The sequence below is a fragment of the Saccharopolyspora sp. NPDC050389 genome, from assembly GCF_040655595.1.
Classification (GTDB): Bacteria; Actinomycetota; Actinomycetes; order Mycobacteriales; family Pseudonocardiaceae; genus Saccharopolyspora.
This window is the reverse complement of record NZ_JBFAKG010000153.1, coordinates 1-15394: the sequence shown is the minus strand read 5'-3', so window position 1 is coordinate 15394 and position 15394 is coordinate 1. Positions and strand designations below refer to the sequence as shown.

Annotated in this window: 19 protein-coding genes; 18 read left to right on the top strand and 1 reads right to left on the bottom strand. The window is 69.6% G+C overall.

The genetic code is table 11. From position 1 onward, the window contains the following. Positions 1-124: 124 nt before the first annotated feature. The 17 genes from AB0I53_RS47070 to AB0I53_RS46990 all read left to right on the top strand — a co-directional run bounded on the left by AB0I53_RS47070 (position 125) and on the right by AB0I53_RS46990 (position 12482). Positions 125-607: a DUF5753 domain-containing protein gene (locus AB0I53_RS47070; protein WP_358617058.1), complete on the top strand. Its 483-nt coding sequence runs from the start codon at positions 125-127 to the stop codon at positions 605-607. Between the two features lie 9 nt (positions 608-616). Next, entirely contained in the window at positions 617-853 is a 237-nt protein-coding gene (locus tag AB0I53_RS47065) for a DUF397 domain-containing protein (protein WP_358617056.1), read from the top strand. A gap of 156 nt (positions 854-1009) precedes the next feature. Then, positions 1010-2809: a type VII secretion-associated protein gene (locus AB0I53_RS47060; RefSeq protein ID WP_358617053.1), complete on the top strand. Its 1800-nt coding sequence runs from the start codon at positions 1010-1012 to the stop codon at positions 2807-2809. 96 nt (positions 2810-2905) lie between these two features. Then, positions 2906-3220 carry a hypothetical protein gene (locus tag AB0I53_RS47055; protein ID WP_358617050.1) on the top strand — a complete coding sequence of 105 codons (315 nt, stop codon included), beginning with the start codon at positions 2906-2908 and terminating at the stop codon, positions 3218-3220. A gap of 138 nt (positions 3221-3358) precedes the next feature. After that, positions 3359-3670: a WXG100 family type VII secretion target gene (locus AB0I53_RS47050; RefSeq protein ID WP_358617047.1), complete on the top strand. Its 312-nt coding sequence runs from the start codon at positions 3359-3361 to the stop codon at positions 3668-3670. A gap of 60 nt (positions 3671-3730) precedes the next feature. Further along, on the top strand, positions 3731-4021 hold the full coding sequence (locus tag AB0I53_RS47045; RefSeq protein ID WP_358617044.1) for a WXG100 family type VII secretion target: 291 nt from the start codon (positions 3731-3733) through the stop codon (positions 4019-4021). 368 nt (positions 4022-4389) lie between these two features. Next, positions 4390-4836, top strand: a complete 447-nt coding sequence (rplM, locus tag AB0I53_RS47040) for a 50S ribosomal protein L13 (protein WP_358617041.1) — start codon at positions 4390-4392, stop codon at positions 4834-4836. 149 nt (positions 4837-4985) lie between these two features. Next, complete coding sequence (gene rpsI / locus AB0I53_RS47035) at positions 4986-5387, top strand: 30S ribosomal protein S9 (RefSeq protein ID WP_358617063.1); 402 nt, start codon at positions 4986-4988, stop codon at positions 5385-5387. A 115-nt stretch (positions 5388-5502) separates the two neighbouring features. Further along, on the top strand, positions 5503-6837 hold the full coding sequence (gene glmM, locus AB0I53_RS47030) for a phosphoglucosamine mutase (protein WP_358617060.1): 1335 nt from the start codon (positions 5503-5505) through the stop codon (positions 6835-6837). Positions 6838-6888: 51 nt separating this feature from the next. Beyond that, positions 6889-7044, top strand: a complete 156-nt coding sequence (locus AB0I53_RS47025; RefSeq protein ID WP_177226465.1) for a hypothetical protein — start codon at positions 6889-6891, stop codon at positions 7042-7044. A 9-nt stretch (positions 7045-7053) separates the two neighbouring features. Further along, positions 7054-7197, top strand: coding sequence for a hypothetical protein (locus AB0I53_RS47020; protein WP_358617038.1), 144 nt, complete (start codon positions 7054-7056; stop codon positions 7195-7197). A gap of 210 nt (positions 7198-7407) precedes the next feature. Next, positions 7408-7602, top strand: coding sequence for a hypothetical protein (locus AB0I53_RS47015; protein WP_358617035.1), 195 nt, complete (start codon positions 7408-7410; stop codon positions 7600-7602). A 37-nt stretch (positions 7603-7639) separates the two neighbouring features. Continuing rightward, positions 7640-7852, top strand: coding sequence for a hypothetical protein (locus tag AB0I53_RS47010; RefSeq protein ID WP_358617032.1), 213 nt, complete (start codon positions 7640-7642; stop codon positions 7850-7852). Between the two features lie 145 nt (positions 7853-7997). Continuing rightward, positions 7998-8303, top strand: a complete 306-nt coding sequence (locus AB0I53_RS47005; RefSeq protein WP_358617029.1) for a hypothetical protein — start codon at positions 7998-8000, stop codon at positions 8301-8303. Continuing rightward, entirely contained in the window at positions 8303-11011 is a 2709-nt protein-coding gene (locus tag AB0I53_RS47000) for a hypothetical protein (RefSeq protein ID WP_358617026.1), read from the top strand. The genes AB0I53_RS47005 and AB0I53_RS47000 overlap by 1 nt, the downstream gene beginning before the upstream one ends. A 5-nt stretch (positions 11012-11016) precedes the next feature. After that, a complete protein-coding gene (locus AB0I53_RS46995) occupies positions 11017-11436 on the top strand; it encodes a hypothetical protein (RefSeq protein WP_358617023.1) in 420 nt (139 codons plus the stop codon). Positions 11437-11699: 263 nt separating this feature from the next. After that, on the top strand, positions 11700-12482 hold the full coding sequence (locus AB0I53_RS46990; RefSeq protein ID WP_358617021.1) for a hypothetical protein: 783 nt from the start codon (positions 11700-11702) through the stop codon (positions 12480-12482). A gap of 1 nt (position 12483) precedes the next feature. On the opposite strand, the gene AB0I53_RS46985 is transcribed toward AB0I53_RS46990, so the two are convergent. After that, complete coding sequence (locus AB0I53_RS46985; RefSeq protein WP_358617018.1) at positions 12484-13320, bottom strand: dienelactone hydrolase family protein; 837 nt, start codon at positions 13318-13320, stop codon at positions 12484-12486. 116 nt (positions 13321-13436) lie between these two features. Between AB0I53_RS46985 and glmS the strand changes: the two genes are divergently transcribed. Continuing rightward, positions 13437-15299, top strand: coding sequence for a glutamine--fructose-6-phosphate transaminase (isomerizing) (glmS, locus tag AB0I53_RS46980; RefSeq protein WP_358617015.1), 1863 nt, complete (start codon positions 13437-13439; stop codon positions 15297-15299). Positions 15300-15394: the final 95 nt, after the last annotated feature.

Genomic DNA, 15394 nt, shown 5'->3' with positions numbered 1-15394 from the left:
CCTCCGGGACTGTCTGCGTGGCGCCCCTGAGGGGCACTCACGAACCCGAGGCCCACCGGGCGCTGATGCGGCGCCAGCAGTCCATGCAGGTGTCCTCGCGGATCCAGTCCACTTCGGAGCGATCGTGCAGACGCGTGAATACGCCCGCGAACTGCTTTCGGCGTCAGTTGTTGTGCCGTCGATGGACGTGGACGAGATGGCCGAGTCGCGTGAACGTCGCTCTGCGAGGTTCTTCGGTGACGGCTCGCCCTTGCTCTGGGTAGTGCTGGGCGAAGAGGCCATTCGTCGGCGAGTGGGTGGCCGAAACGTTCATCGCGCCCAGCTGGAACAACTCCGCTCGCTGGCCGAACTCGATCACGTTACGGTCCAGGTCATCGCACTGGAAAGCGGCGCGCACGCGGGTTTGGGCATCGCGTTCACGCTGCTTCACTTGGAGCACGCCAACTCCAGCATCGCCTACATCGAGAGCCTGACAAGCTCCGACTACTTGTCTCGACCCCAGCACGCCCGCGCATATAGCCTGGTCTTCGACCGGTTGCGGGTCGCAGCTCTGAGCGACCGGGACACCTTGTCCCTGATCAACCGAGAGATTGAAGCCCTTGGCTAGGAGTTGATCGTGTTACGTGGCTCGGACGGGATGATCTGGCGAAAGTCCAGCCGCAGCAACGGGGCACAGAACTGCGTCGAGATCGCGCTGGCCGCCGGGTTGGTCGGGGTTCGGGATACGAAGGATCGAGACGGCGGCACCTTGGTGTCCGTCGTCGGCAGTGGCAGGACTTCATCGCAGGGTTGCGCCATGGCTGATCGGTTGGGCGAGGACGTTGGCGACGTGTCGGATGGCAACAATCCGTGACGGGTGCTCGCGTTGATCGCCCGGTCAGGGGCAGACTGTTGGTGCGCTCGCACCCTTAACATCTAGGGTGCTCGGGGGGAGTCGGCGCGCCGGATCGGCGGTCGGACGACAGACGTCGCCGGAAAAGGCGCTTCGGCGACGGTGAAGGAGTTCTGGGTGTCCCTGCACGTCTCGATCGACTTCGGCACCTCGAGCACATGCACGGTGGTGTCCGTCGGTGGTGCCGAACCACAGGTGGTCGTCATCGACGGGCAGCCGCTGGTGCCGTCCGCGGTGTTCGCCGCGGCCGACGGCACGCTGTTCGTCGGGCACGAGGCCGAACGCCAGGCCGCGGTCGACCCGGCTCGTTTCGAGCCGCACCCGAAGCGCCGCATCGACGAGGGCGAGTTGCTGCTCGGCAGCAGCGTGCTGAAGGTCGCCGACGTGATCCGCGCCGTGCTGCAGCGCGCGGTCAGCGAGGCCCGCCGTTTCGCCGGCGGCGCGGCCGTCGACCTGCTGGTGCTGACCCATCCCGCGGACTGGGGCTCGATGCGCACCGCGGCGCTGCGTCAGGCCGCCGCCGGCCTGGGCAAGGAACTCGTCATGGTCCCGGAACCGGTCGCGGCGGCGGTGTTCCACTCCGCCGGGCACGGGCTTCCCGACGGCGGCGCGCTGGCGGTGCTCGACCTCGGCGGCGGCACCGTGGACGCCAGCGTGGTGTGCAAGCAGGGCTCGTCGTTCCAGGTGCTCGCCACCCGCGGCGAGCCGAACTTCGGCGGCGCGGACATCGACCAGGCGCTGCTGGACCACATCGGCCAGCTCGTCTCCGGCACCGATCCCGAGGCGTGGTGCAAGCTCGTCGAGGGCCGCGACATGCCCGATCGCCGCCGCCGCCGGGTGGTGCGGCAGGACGTCCGCGGCGCCAAGGAAACCCTGTCCCGGCACGCCTACACCGACGTGCCGATGCCGCCGCCGTTCTCCGACGCGCACGTCACCCGCGTCGACCTGGAGGCGCTGATCGCCGCGCCGCTGGCCAAGTCCGCAGACCTGGTGCTGACCACGCTGCGCGAGGGCAAGGTGGCCCGGCAGCAGCTGGCCGGGGTGTTCTTGGTGGGCGGTTCGAGCCGGATCCCGATGGTTGCGCGGCTGATCCACGAGCGCACCGGCGTCGTTCCGACCACTTTGGACCAGCCCGAGACGGTCGTGGCGCGCGGCGCGTTGCGCGCGGTTCGGCTCGACCCGGACCGCAGCGGTGGGCTGGCGCCCGCCGGCGCCTGGGCGGGCATCTCGACGGTGCGATCGCATCCGCTCCCGGTGGCCCCGCCGCCGGTCGGCCCCGGCGTGACCGCGGGCGACTCGCTCAGCGGGGCCCGGACCGTCGTCATCGGCGGCAGCGATCAGACGATGCCGGTCGCGCACCAGCACAGCCGCAAGAAGAACAAGTTGCCGTGGCTGATCGGTGCCGGCGCGGCGGCAGTGGTGGCCGCCGGCGTGGTCCTGACCCTGGTCCTGACCAGCAGCGGCCAGCCGCAGGCCGAGCCCGACGCGCCGCCCCGGCTGGCCTCGCAGTACGACTACGAGTTCGCCTATCCCAGCGACTGGAAGCAGATCGGCGGCGACCCGAAGAAGTGGCAGACGCTGATCGGCCCGCAGAACGACGAGCAGGACTCGTTGATCGCGGTCGAGGAGGGCAAGCTCAACTTCGACACCGACACCGACCGGAACCGGGCGGTTCAGCAGCTGTTCAACGACTACCAGCAGAACGGCCCGCAATTCTCCGAGTTCAACGCATCCACCAGTTTTGCGGGCCGGGACGTGGTGTACTACCGGCAACAAATGCAGGCCGCGACGGTCGAGTGGTTCGTGCTGCACCAAGGACAATTCCGGGTCAGCGTCGGCTGCAAGTACGGGATGGTCGGCAAGGACGACGTGCGGCGCGCATGCGAACAGGTCGTCGGGTCGCTCAAGGTGCGTTGAACCGGCGGTGAATTCGCTGCGGCGGAATGGTTTTCGCGGGCGGCCGCCGGACAGGGAGGCATTGCCATGGCAGATCCAGCGGATTCCGTCCGGCGGTTGCGGGCAGAACTCGGGGATGCGGTGGGCCGCAGTCGGCGCGCCCGCGGCGAAGCGAACCACCGCGCGCAGGATTTCCAAAGGCACACAAAGGAACTCGCCGGGTCGAAGCCGGCTGGTGCCGATTCGGGTCAGCGCGCGGCGGCGATCGCCTACCGGACCCGGATGGGACTGGAAGTCGAAGAGTTCACCGAAATCGAGCCGAATGTGCGCCCGGACACCGCCGAGAACGAGTCGGCGGCCGGGAAATCGCAAGAGCAAACGCCTTCCGACGGCAGCGATCTCGACTTTTCGCAAGCGCGAATCATGCGATGACCTGCGGGTTCCCCGTCCGGCGTTTACATCAGCAACGGGTTCACAAGAAATCCAGGACAACATGGAACCGAACGTGGCAATGTCTGCGTCGCAGGTTCATCCGGACTTGATGACGAGTTTGAAGGGGGTCACCCAGACATGGCTGGAATTGGTGCAGACGTCGAGGCGATTCAGCAGGCGTCGGTCGACATCGACGAGGCTCGCAACGCGGTCGAGCAGGCGCTCTCGCAGCTGAGCGGCCAGCTGGAGGGGCCGGTCGCGAACTGGAAGGGCGCGGCCGCGGACGTGTTCCGCAAGCTGATGGGCTCCTACGAGGAGAGCGGCAAGAAGATCCTGCAGAAGCTGGACGAGCTGGGCCAGAACGTGCAGAGCTCCGGTGCCGACTACGCGCAGGACCAGGAAGACCAGGCCCAGGAGATCTCCAAGATCGCGGGCATGCTCGACGGCTGAGCCGGACTTCTACGACCGACCTTCCGAAATCTTCACCATAGGCATTTGAGGGGATAAGCAATGAGCGAGATTGCAGTCAACTTCGCCGAGCTGCAGCAGGCTGCCGACGACCTGGGCGCCGCGGCTCAGAAGATCCAGGGTGAGCTGGACGACCTCGAGGGCAAGATCCAGAAGCTCGTCTCCACCTGGGAGGGCGAGGCTGTGGCCGCCTACCAGGAGGCGCAGAAGTCCTGGGACGAGGAGGCGGCTCGCATGCAGGAGACCGCCGCGAAGATGGGCATGGCCGTCGGCGCTGCCGGCGAGGCCTTCCAGGCCGGTGAGAAGAAGAACGCCGGTCGCTTCGGTGGCTGATCCCACCTGCTGAAGAGCGATCTGCGGCCCCGGCGAGCGCCGGGGCCGCAACGCTGTCCGGGGCCGCGCGGGTACCGCGCCCGGTGTTCGCTATCCTGATTCCGGCGATGCGCCAGGTCAGAAACCTCCGAGCAAGTATCGAGGACCCGTTTTGACCGGGCCAGAAGCCACCAAGTACCCTCATTCTTTGTTGTGCGGTGCGCGGCTGCAGTTCGCGCCAGCGGATCGGATCCCCTGCGGATCACGGTCCCGGCGGCGGTACTGGCGGACGTGCCGGTTCCCAGGGGAGTTCCTGTGGGAACCGACCGGCGTGATCGAGACGGGCTCCGCACTGACGATTCCGACGCGAACGACGACGAGGTAGATCCGTGCGCACGTACAGCCCGAAGCCCGGCGAGGTGACCCGCGCCTGGCATGTGATCGACGCCGAGGATGTGGTGCTCGGCCGGTTGGCAACTCAGGCCGCGACGCTGCTGCGCGGCAAGCACAAGCCGACCTACGCGCCGCACATCGACACCGGTGACTTCGTCGTCATCGTCAATGCCGAGAAGGTGGCCCTGACCGGTAACAAGCGCAACCAGGCGTTCCACTACCGGCACAGCGGTTACCCCGGCGGTCTGCGCAAGCAGTCCTTCGGTGAGGTGCTCGAGAAGCACCCCGAGCGGCTGCTCGAAAAGGCGATCAAGGGCATGTTGCCGAAGAACAAGCTCGGCCGCGCGATGGGCAAGAAGCTCAAGGTCTACGCCGGCGCGGAGCACCCGCACCAGGCCCAGAACCCGCAGCCGTTCGAGATCAACGCGAAGGTCGAGAAGTGACTGACGAACTTCAGCAGGAAGAGAACGTGACCCCGGCTCCGGAGGAGACCGCTGAGGTCGCCGCCGAGGAGGCCGAGGTCGCCGCCGAGGAGACCGCCGAGGTCGCCGTTGAGGAGACCGTCGAAGAGGAGGCGGCTGCTCCGGCTCCGATCCCGGTGCCGACCGGTCGCCCGGTGCAGACCGTGGGTCGCCGCAAGGAAGCCGTCGTCCGGGTCCGGCTGGTGCCGGGCAACGGCAGCTTCAAGCTCAACGGCAAGACCCTCGAGCAGTACTTCCCGAACAAGGTGCACCAGCAGCTGATCAAGGAGCCGCTGGTCACCGTCGAGCGCGTGGAGAACTTCGACGTGCTGGCCACCCTGCACGGTGGCGGCCCGTCGGGCCAGGCCGGTGCGCTGCGCATGGCGATCGCCCGTGCGCTGGTCGCCTACGAGGCCGAAGACCGCCCGGCGCTGAAGAAGGCGGGCATGCTCACCCGCGACGCGCGGGAGAAGGAGCGCAAGAAGTACGGCCTCAAGAAGGCCCGCAAGGCGCCGCAGTACAGCAAGCGCTGACGCGAACTTCATCCGATCTGCGGGAGCAGCCTCGTCCGTTTTGGACGAGACTGCTCCCGCAGTCGTATGCACCGCCGCGGAGTTTTCCGCGTCACACGAGGAGGACGTGCTGCTGATGGCTCGGTTGTTCGGCACCGACGGGGTGCGCGGGTTGGCCAATGCCGATCTGACGCCGGAGCTGGCGATGTCGGTGGCCGCTGCGGCGGCACGCGTGCTCTACGACCGGGACGATTCGCAGCGCCGGGTGGCGCTGGTGGGCCGCGATCCCCGCGCCAGCGGCGAGATGCTGGAGGCGGCGGTCACGGCGGGCCTGACTTCGGCCGGCGCCGATGTGCTGCGGGTCGGCGTGCTGCCCACGCCGGCGGTCGCGCACTTGGTCGCGGAGCTGGGCGCGGACTTCGGCGTGATGATCTCCGCCTCGCACAACCCGATGCCGGACAACGGCGTCAAGCTGTTCGCGGCCGGCGGGCAGAAGCTCCCGGACACCGTCGAGGACGAGATCGAGGCGCGCCTGACCGAGCAGGTCGACCGGCCCACCGGGGCCCAGGTCGGCCGCGTCCGCGATGTTCCCGACGCGGTGCGTCGTTACGTCGATCACCTGCTGACCGCGGCCCCGCAGCCGCTCGGCGGGCTGAAGGTCGTCGTGGACTGCGCCAACGGCGCGGCTTCGGTCGCGGCGCCGGAGGCCTACCGCCGGGCGGGCGCCGAAGTGATCGCGATCAACGCCGAGCCGGACGGCATCAACATCAACGACGGTGTCGGCTCGACCCACCTCGACGTGCTGCAGGCGGCGGTGCTCGAACACGGCGCGGACCTGGGCATCGCGCACGACGGTGACGCCGACCGCTGCCTCGCGGTGGACGCAGGCGGGGCCGTGGTGGACGGCGACCAGATCATGGCGATCCTCGCGGTGGCCATGCACGAGGCCGGCGAGCTGACGGAGAACACGCTGGTCGCGACGGTGATGAGCAACCTCGGCCTGCACCTGGCGATGCGCGAGCAGGGTGTGGCGCTGCGCACCACGGCGGTCGGCGACCGGTACGTGCTGGAAGAACTGCGGGCGGGCGGGTTCGCGCTCGGCGGCGAGCAGTCCGGCCACGTCGTGCTGCCCGGCCACGCCACGACCGGCGACGGCCTGCTCACCGCGCTGCGGCTGATGGGCCGGATGGCGGCCACCGGCACGCCGCTGGCGTCGTTGGCCAAGGTCATGCGACGGTTGCCGCAGGTGCTGATCAACGTGCGGGTGGCCGACAAGGCCACGGCGTGCGCGGCGGCCGACGTCGCGTCGGCGGTGGCGGCGGCGGAGGCGGAGCTCGGTGACACCGGCCGCATCCTGCTGCGCCCGTCGGGCACCGAGCAGCTGGTGCGGGTGATGGTCGAGGCGCCGAGCGAGGAGAGCGCGCAGGGGGTGGCCGAGCGTTTGGCCGAACTTGTTGCCTCAATCCGGTGATCTTGTGATTTTGATCTCTCGCGGCGGCGCGATCTGTGAGAGCCTGCTCACATGGGTGCCATCGTTGTCGCCATGGTTGTTGGGCTCGTCGCTGTCGGGCTCGTCGTCGGTATCGTGATCTTCTCCGCGCTCGCGCTGGCCGGCATGAAAGCCGTCAACGCCGCGCACGAGAGCAGGTCGTGGTTCGTCAACCGCAGGCGAAGCTGAGCGTGAGTCATGCGCGGACGACTCTTCGGTGATCTGCTGATCGTTCTGGTGGTGCCCGCGGTGCTCATGATCCTGGGCGCCTTCGTGTTCGCCGTCGTGCTGGCGCAGGGCTGGGGCCTGCCTCTGATCCTCGAGGGCGGCGGCCCCTACTGACCGCCGGCTGAGCCCGCGGTGTGATCCGGCATCATGCGGTGCTGTGATCTCCATCGATCTGCGGTCCGTTGTTCTGCTGCTCGGCCTCTTGGCGGTCGTCGGCTTCATGGTGCTCTTGGTGGTGCTGTTCCGGCGGCGTTGAGCTCCCCGTCGCCGACCCGCCGACGCGATGTCCTCCGATAGGTTCGGATCGAACGATTGGAGGCCGCATTGATCTTCTCAATCCTGATCGTGGTCGCGGTGAGCGCAATCGCCGGTGCCGGTGGTGGCGCGCTCATCGCGCTGACCATGAAGAACAAGGCCCCGGCGCAGCCGCCGACGCAGCAGTTCCCACCGCAGCCGCCCCAGCAGTTCCCGCCGCAGCAGGGCTTCGGGCCGCCGCCGCACGGCCCCTATCAGCAGTGACGGCCGCGAATCCGCACAGTCTCGACGAGGAGAAACGTTGTTCACGGTTATCACGCTGGTGATCAGCCTGGTCGTCGGCGCCGGCGCCGGTGCGCTGACGGCGCTGCTGATCGTCAAGAACGGCAACAGCGCCCAGCGTCCCGCGCCGTTCCCGCAGCAGGGCTTCGCCCCGCAGCCGCCGCAACAGCAGCAGTACCCGCCGCAGCAGGGCTTCGGGCAGCCGCCGCAGGGGCCGTACCCGCCCCAGTGATCGCCTTCGCCCTTCGCGGATGCAAGCACCTCGCCGGATCTGCCGTTTCACCCTGCGGAACCTGTCAAGATTAGGAACCGGTGAGGCACGCGTGCCGTCACATCCCTGGTGCGACGTGCGCGACAGGTCCGGTGAAGGGGGCACGATGAGCGGGGCGCAGACCTCGGGAAGTGACGTCTCGAAGGCGGCCAATGCGTTCTCCGACGGCGCCGGGTCACTCAAGGAGCAGGCCAAGAAGGCCACCGATACGAAGCTGACCGCGGAGAAGTTCGGCAAGAAGTTCCACGAGGCCGGCAAGGCCTACAAGGACGCGTTGGACAAGCTGGGGAAGAACATCGAGTCGTTCGGCGAGCACGGCTCGAAGCTGTCCGAAGACTTCTCGGCGTCCGCGAAGGAATACCAGGCCCGCGACGAATCCGGTGCCGACGAGGTCGGGAAGGTGCAGGCCTGATGGCGGACGAGAAGAAGGAAGAGGAAAGCAGCTTCGGCGAGGAGTTCGGTTCCGTCGTCGGCGGCATCCAGGGCGGGATCACCGGCCTGGTGGCGGGCCCGGCGGGGGCCGTGGCCGGTGCGAAGATCGGCTCGGAGGTCGGGGAAGCGGTCGGCGGGGCCGTGCAGGACGCGGGCGAATGGGTCGGTGAGACCGTCTCCGATGCCGGCAGCTGGCTGGTCGACAACGCGGGCGGCATCGCCGACACCGCGATGAGCGTCGTCAACCCGATCGGCGGCGCGCTGTTCGAGAAGGTCACCGACGGCGGTTTCTCGGCGCTGCAGGAGAAGGCCAAGGCGGCCGAGGAGCGCAAGGGCAAGTTCGACGACGCCAAGAAGAAGCTCGAGGGCGGCGGCTCCGTCGGCACCTCCGACGAACTGCTCGACGACGGCAAGATGGGGCTCGACTTCTTCGAGAAGTTCCTGCCGCTGTACAAGGACTGGGCGGGCAAGGGCGCGGACTTCCAGGGCGACGTGGTCGAGGAGTACGACCAGCTCCGCGAGATCGACTTCGGCGCGTTCCGGGAGGACGCCGAGCGGCTGGGCGGCGTGCAGCAGGCGCTGCTGGACCAGAACGACTCGATGGGCCAGTCGTTCCAGGGCGCCAAGCAGACCTGGCAGGGGTCGGCCGCGGACGCGGCCGAGGCCAAGGTCGGCAAGTACAGCATGGCGGGCACGACGGTCACCAACGAGACCGAGAACATGGCCGGCGCCATCACCCCGGCCGTCGACGGCATCCAGCAGACGGTTCGCGAGTACGCGAAGTTCGTGCTGGAGCTGGGCAAAGAGATCAAGTGCGCGGGCAAGGATCCCGACGACACCAAGGACGAGATCCGCAAGGCGCGCGGCGACATCGGCCTCGAGGACCTCAAGGACATCGGGATCGACGACATCTTCTCGGGTGCCTGGTCGATCATCAAGGACCAGGCGATCGGCATCATCCTGGGCGGCCCGATCGGCGGGATGATCGGCCAGTTCTTCGGGGCGAAGGACGCCTGCGACGAGATCCGCCAGGGCCTGATCGACGACGCCAAGAAGTGGCTCGACGAGTCCTTCAAGCCCGAGATGGAGCAGAAGTACCAGGGCTTCAAGGATCAGAGCAAGGCCACCCAGGACGCCGTCCAGGCCGCGTACGACCAGATGATGCAGGCGTCCAAGGTCAGCGACGACCCGTTCAAGGGCCTCGACGGCGGTGGCGACGGCGACGGCGGCGGCAATGAAAAGGGCGGCGGCGGTAACGGCACCGGCGGTGGTGGCAGCGGCACCGGCGGCGGTGGCTCGGGCGCCGGTGGTGGCGGTGCCGGAACCGGCGGTGGCGGCGGCGGTGGGGCGCCGAAGCCCCCGGAAATGCCGGAACAGCCGGAGATGCCGAAGCCGGAGATGCCGGAGATGGGCGGTGGCGCCGGTGAGCAGGGCGAGCAGGAGAAGGTGACCCTCGGCGAGGGCGACGACGCGGTCACCGTCCAGAAGCCCGGCCCCGACGGCAAGACGCAGGTCGAGCTGATCGGCCCGGACGGCAAGCCGAAGACCTACGAGGTCGACTTCGGCCCGGCGGGCGGTGCTCCCGGCGGTGGCGCGGCCGACGGCGTGCAGACGATGCCCGCGCCGGGTGGAGTGCCGGGGCAGCCGCCGGTCGGCGGGCCGCCCGGTGGCGAAGGCCCGACCCAGGTGAAGGCGGGCGAGGACGGCAAGGCCGTGATCAAGGAAGGCGACCGCACCATCACGCTGGAGCGGACGCCGGACGGCCAGGTCAAGGTCAACGTCGACAACGGCGGCGGGCAGCCGCCGCTGAACCAGACGATCGACTTCGGCAGCGACCAGCCGAAGTCGCCGATCGACGCCGAGCGCATCGGGACCATGCCGGCGGAAGCGGGACCCGGCGGGATCCGGCCGCCGGAGACCGGCATGCCCGCGCCCGACCTGGGCCAGACCTCGCCGGAGAACGTGGGAACCATGCCGGCGCCGGCCGTTGGCACGCCGATGCCCGCGCCGGATCTCGGGGCGCCGATGCCCGCGCCCGACAGCGGATTCGGCACCACGATGCCTGCCCACGACGCCGGTGTGGGCACCATGCCGGCGGCGGATCCGGGCTTCGGCTCGCCCGCTTACGGCAGCGGCGCGAGCACCATGCCAGCGTTCGACACCGGCGTTCCGGCGGCCACCGAGGCCGCGGCGGCGGGCGCACCGGCGTCCACCTCGCCGCAGTCGGCCGGCATGAGCTCGTTCAGCAGCCTGGGCGAAGGGGTGCAGAACTCGTTCGGCAGCGCCTCCGGCCAGCTGTTCGGCGGCCCGGACCAGCACGGCATGCCCACCGGCCCCGACCAGCACGGATCGACCGGCCTGGCCTCGCTGTCGTCATCCTCAGGCGACTCCGCCGGCGGCAGCCCGCAGGGTGCCACCGGCCTGTCGGCGCTGGGCGACCCCAACGGCGGTGCCGGAGCGGGCCAGTCCGGCCAGCAGAGCGGCCAGGGGGGCAACCAGAGCTCCGCCATGGGCGGCGGGATGATGGGCGGCATGGGCGCGATGGGCGGCCAGGGCGGTCAGCAGGGCGGCGAACAGGAGCGCGCCAACAGCAGTCCGTGGCGCACCCAGGGCCAGCTCTTCGACGACGGCGTCGATGCTTCCGGCGTGCGGTTCCGGTCGGTCCTCGGCGATGACCGGGATAGGTGAGCGTGATGGTTCTGATCAACCAGCAGGTCGCGGACGAGATCGCGACCTTGGTCGCGCGGCACCGCTACGGCGTCGAGGACAGCATGGATGCGGTCCGCGCCGCGGAAGCCGCGTCGGCGCAGAAGAACGAGGAGATCAAGGCGGCGGCGGACGAGCGCAAGCAGGATCTCGTCGAGAAGGCCGCCAACGCCCAGCCGCCGGAGGACAAGACCCGGAACGACTGGGCGGGCAAGCGGAACGAGGAAAGCAACGAGATCAGCCTCGGAGTCGACGACGAATTCGAGGAGGCGTCGCAACCGGCGGCCCGGCCCACGCCGCCGCCCGCGCCACCACCGCCGCCTCCGGCGGCGCCGAAGCCGGCACCGCGCCGGCGGGCGGCGTTCGAGGATGACGACGACTACGAGAACCAGAGCTGGTTGAGGTAGCACCGAAGCGAAGGCCGGGCCGCAGATGTGGCCCGGCCTTTCGCATCGTCTTGAGCGGGGAGAGGTCGAAGGTCGAGATCGGCCGGATCGCGGACCCGGCCCTGGTGGGCAGCGGCGCGTTTCCGCCGGAAGATCTGCGGGGCAAGGAAGTCCTTGCGCGTCAACGGTTTCGGCCTGCCGTGTCGGAGCGATGATCGCTTCGTCCAAACTGGACAGTGGCCGTGATCGCGCGATCGCTGTTGGTGGTCGCCTATCCTCTCGGGGTGCATCCGCAACAGCCTGACCCGTCGGGGCAGCCGCAGTACCAGCCCCAGCAGCCGCCCGCTCCGCAGATCCCGCCGGGACAGCCCGTTCCGCAAGCCGGACAGCAGTTTCCGCCGCCCGGACAGCCCGTTCCGCCGCCGGGCTACCCGGTTCCTCCTCCTCCGCCGCCGAAGAAGAAGAGCCGTGCCGGTTGCATCGTGGCCGCCATCCTGGTCGCCATCCCGGCGCTCCTGATCGCGGTCGTCGCCGCTGGCTACTTCTACTTCAAGCACCAGCACGTCTCCGAGCCGGCCGGGCAGACACCGAGCGGCGAGCCGATGGTCCCCGAATGCGACCTGCTGAGCGAGAAGACGCTGCGCGAGCTGCACACCACGAACTTCATCAGCGGCGCCGTCGGCGAAACCAGCGCCACCTGCATGTGGCGGCCGACGAAGGGCAAGGACGGCACCAACGAGCGCTACCTGGACATCAGCGTCTCCGACTACGCCGACTACTCCGATCCGACCGAGGAAGTCGAGATGAACTACGACTACGAGCGGCAGAACGTGCCCCCGGGGGCGGTGCGGGTCAGCGACGTTTCCGGCCCGTGGGACGCCGGTTACCTGGTCGGTGACGGGGAGGCGTCCGCGGCGGAGCTGGTCTTCCGCAAAGGCACCAAGATCGTGAGCATCAGCTACGACGGAACCGACAAGTCCTACGGCCTGAGCGACGGGCGGATGCCGCTCGAAGAGGCGGAAGCCGCCGCGAAGAAGGTCGCCGAGGAAGTCGCGTCGAACCTGTGAGTCACGCCGCGGCGAGGTCGCCGCGGCTGTGCTCGTGGTCGATGTGGCTGCCGCCGATGTCGGCGGCCAGCAGCGCCTCGCCGCGCCGGTCGCCGACCAGCGTGCGGAGGAAGAACGCGGTGAGCAGGGCCTTGGTGACGCGCTGCGTCGCGTACTCGGGCTTGCCGTGCAGCAGCAGCTGAGTCCAGTGCCGTCCCTCGGTGAAGCCGAGGTGGCTGGCCTTCTTCACCGTCCGCAGCTGCACCGGGCCGCCCCAGGCCCGGGCGATCGGCTCGGCGTTGGCCACCGGCGGAGTCAGCAGGTCGCGGCCCGCGGCGATGTGCAGGCCGGGCACCTCGACGCGGCTCGCCGTCTCGAACGCCGACGGCATGGTCTCGGCGGCGGCCAGCGTCGCGACCGAGCGGATCCGCGGGTCTTCGGCCGCCGCGAGCACCGCGCAGCCGCCGCCCATGGCGTGCCCGGCGACCCCGAGCCGTTTCTCGTCGACGCTGATCTCGCCCTCGCCGAGCCGGACTCCGACGCAGATGTCCAGCGCGGTCCGCAGATCCCCGGCGAACAGCCGGTGTGACGCGAACGCGCCGCGCTGCGAGCCGGGCGCGGCGACCACGATGCCCCACGACGCGAGGTGCCGGAGCAAGCCGAGGTACCGCCGGGGCGGCTGGAGCCAGCCGTGCCCGAACGCGATCGCCGGCAGGCCGAGCCCGCTGCGCGGCGTGCAGACGATGCCGGGCAGCCCGACGAGGGCGAGATCACCGTGCAGCACGTCGTGCGGTCCGCGGCGGGACAGCTCTTGGAACGCGTTCTTCGCGGAAGGGGCCTTCTTGGCAGTGCGCGCCATGGTCAGCAACGGTAGCGGACCTGCTCGTGCGCGCGCGGTAGCCGCCACGGGAGGGGTTCGCCGGTCCGGCTGACGCGAACAGGTTCAGACCATGTGGAGTAGCTACGCTGGGCCGAGTGTGCGGCATCGTTGGTTACGTAGGACATCGCCAGGCGCTCGAAGTCGTCCTCGGCGGACTCCGGCGGCTCGAGTACCGGGGTTACGACTCGGCCGGGGTTGCGCTGCTCGACGGCGAGGGCGGCCTCTCGGTGGAGCGCGCCGCGGGCGCGCTGTCGAACCTGGAGAAGCGCCTCGCCGAGGTCGACGGCAGCAAGTTCGCAGGCCACAGCGGCATGGGACACACCAGGTGGGCGACGCACGGCGCGCCGACCGACCGCAACGCCCACCCGCACCGAGACGCCAGTGGGCAGGTCGCGGTGGTGCACAACGGCATCATCGAGAACTTCGCCGCGCTGCGCGCCGAGCTGGAAGCGGCGGGCATCGAGATGGCCAGCGACACCGACACCGAAACGACGGCGCACCTCGTCGCCGCCGCCTACACCGACGGCCCGACCGCCGGTGACCTGACCGCCAGCGTGTGCGCGATCGCACGGCGCCTGGAGGGCGCCTTCACGCTGGTCGTCACGCACGCCGCCGAGCCCGGCAAGATCGTGGCCGCCCGCCGGTCGTCGCCGCTGGTCGTCGGGGTCGGCGAGGGCGAGCACTTCCTCGCCTCCGACGTCGCCGCGTTCATCGAGCACACCCGCAACGCCGTGGAGCTCGGCCAGGACCAGGTGGTCACCATCACCCGCGACGGCTACCGGGTGACCGACTTCTTCGCCGCGGACGTCGAGGCCAAGCCGTTCACCGTCGACTGGGACCTGTCGGCCGCCGAGAAGGGCGGCCACGACTACTTCATGCTCAAGGAGATCGAGGAGCAGCCCGAGGCGCTGGAGAACACGCTGCGCGGGCACTTCTCCGGCGGCGGCATCGTGCTCGACGAGCTGCGGCTCACCGAGCAGGACCTGCGGGACATCGACAAGGTCTTCGTGGTCGCCTGCGGCACCGCCTACCACTCCGGGCTGCTCGCCAAGTACGCCATCGAGCACTGGTGCCGGGTGCCCGTCGAGGTCGAGCTGGCCAGCGAGTTCCGCTACCGCGACCCGGTGCTTGGGCGGGACACGCTGGTGGTGGCGATCTCCCAGTCCGGCGAGACCGCCGACACGCTGGAGGCGGTGCGGCACGCGCGCACCCAGCGGGCGCGGGTGCTGGCGATCTGCAACACCAACGGCGCGCAGATCCCGCGCGAGTCGGACGCGGTGCTCTACACCCACGCCGGGCCGGAGATCGGCGTCGCGGCGACCAAGACGTTCCTGGCGCAGGTGGCGGCGAACTACCTGGTCGGGCTGGCCCTGGCGCAGGCGCGCGGCACGAAGTACTCCGACGAGGTGGCGCGGGAGTTCGCGGAGCTGTCGTCGATGCCCGACGCGGTGCGCCGCACGCTGTCCACGGTGGAGCAGGTGCGGCAGCTGGGCCGCGAGCTCGCCGACGCGAAGGCGGTGCTGTTCCTGGGGCGGCACGTCGGCTACCCGGTGGCGCTGGAAGGCGCGCTCAAGCTCAAGGAGCTCGCGTACATGCACGCGGAAGGCTTCGCGGCGGGTGAGCTCAAGCACGGGCCGATCGCGCTGATCGAGGAAGGCCTGCCGGTGGTCGTGGTGATGCCGTCCCCGAAGGGGCGGGCGCTGCTGCACTCCAAGCTGGTCTCCAACATCCGCGAGATCCAGGCGCGCGGCGCCCGGACCATCGTGATCGCCGAGGAAGGCGACGACGAGGTCCGGCCGTTCGCCGACGAGCTGGTCACCATCCCGGCGGTGCCGACCCTGCTGCAGCCGCTGGTGTCGACGGTGCCGCTGCAGGTGCTGGCGGCGGAGATCGCCCGGGCCCGCGGCTACGACGTCGACAAGCCCCGGAACCTCGCCAAGTCCGTCACCGTCGAGTGATTCTTTCCAGGCCATGAGCCTGGAGCGGCGTTTCTGCAGGCATTCCGGCCGTGAGTCTTTTGGGAGATCGGAATAGCGAAGTGTAGGGAAAGATA

Bases quoted from the DNA above. Each gene is read 5' to 3' on its own strand.
- glmM (WP_358617060.1), top strand. From the start codon at position 5,503: ATGGCTCGGTTGTTCGGCACCGACGGGGTGCGCGGGTTGGCCAATGCC.
- AB0I53_RS47025 (WP_177226465.1), top strand. From the start codon at position 6,889: ATGGGTGCCATCGTTGTCGCCATGGTTGTTGGGCTCGTCGCTGTCGGG.
- AB0I53_RS46995 (WP_358617023.1), top strand. From the start codon at position 11,017: ATGGTTCTGATCAACCAGCAGGTCGCGGACGAGATCGCGACCTTGGTC.
- AB0I53_RS47020 (WP_358617038.1), top strand. From the start codon at position 7,054: ATGCGCGGACGACTCTTCGGTGATCTGCTGATCGTTCTGGTGGTGCCC.
- AB0I53_RS47045 (WP_358617044.1), top strand. From the start codon at position 3,731: ATGAGCGAGATTGCAGTCAACTTCGCCGAGCTGCAGCAGGCTGCCGAC.
- AB0I53_RS47000 (WP_358617026.1), top strand. From the start codon at position 8,303: ATGGCGGACGAGAAGAAGGAAGAGGAAAGCAGCTTCGGCGAGGAGTTC.
- AB0I53_RS46985 (WP_358617018.1), bottom strand. From the start codon at position 13,320: ATGGCGCGCACTGCCAAGAAGGCCCCTTCCGCGAAGAACGCGTTCCAA.
- AB0I53_RS47005 (WP_358617029.1), top strand. From the start codon at position 7,998: ATGAGCGGGGCGCAGACCTCGGGAAGTGACGTCTCGAAGGCGGCCAAT.
- AB0I53_RS47050 (WP_358617047.1), top strand. From the start codon at position 3,359: ATGGCTGGAATTGGTGCAGACGTCGAGGCGATTCAGCAGGCGTCGGTC.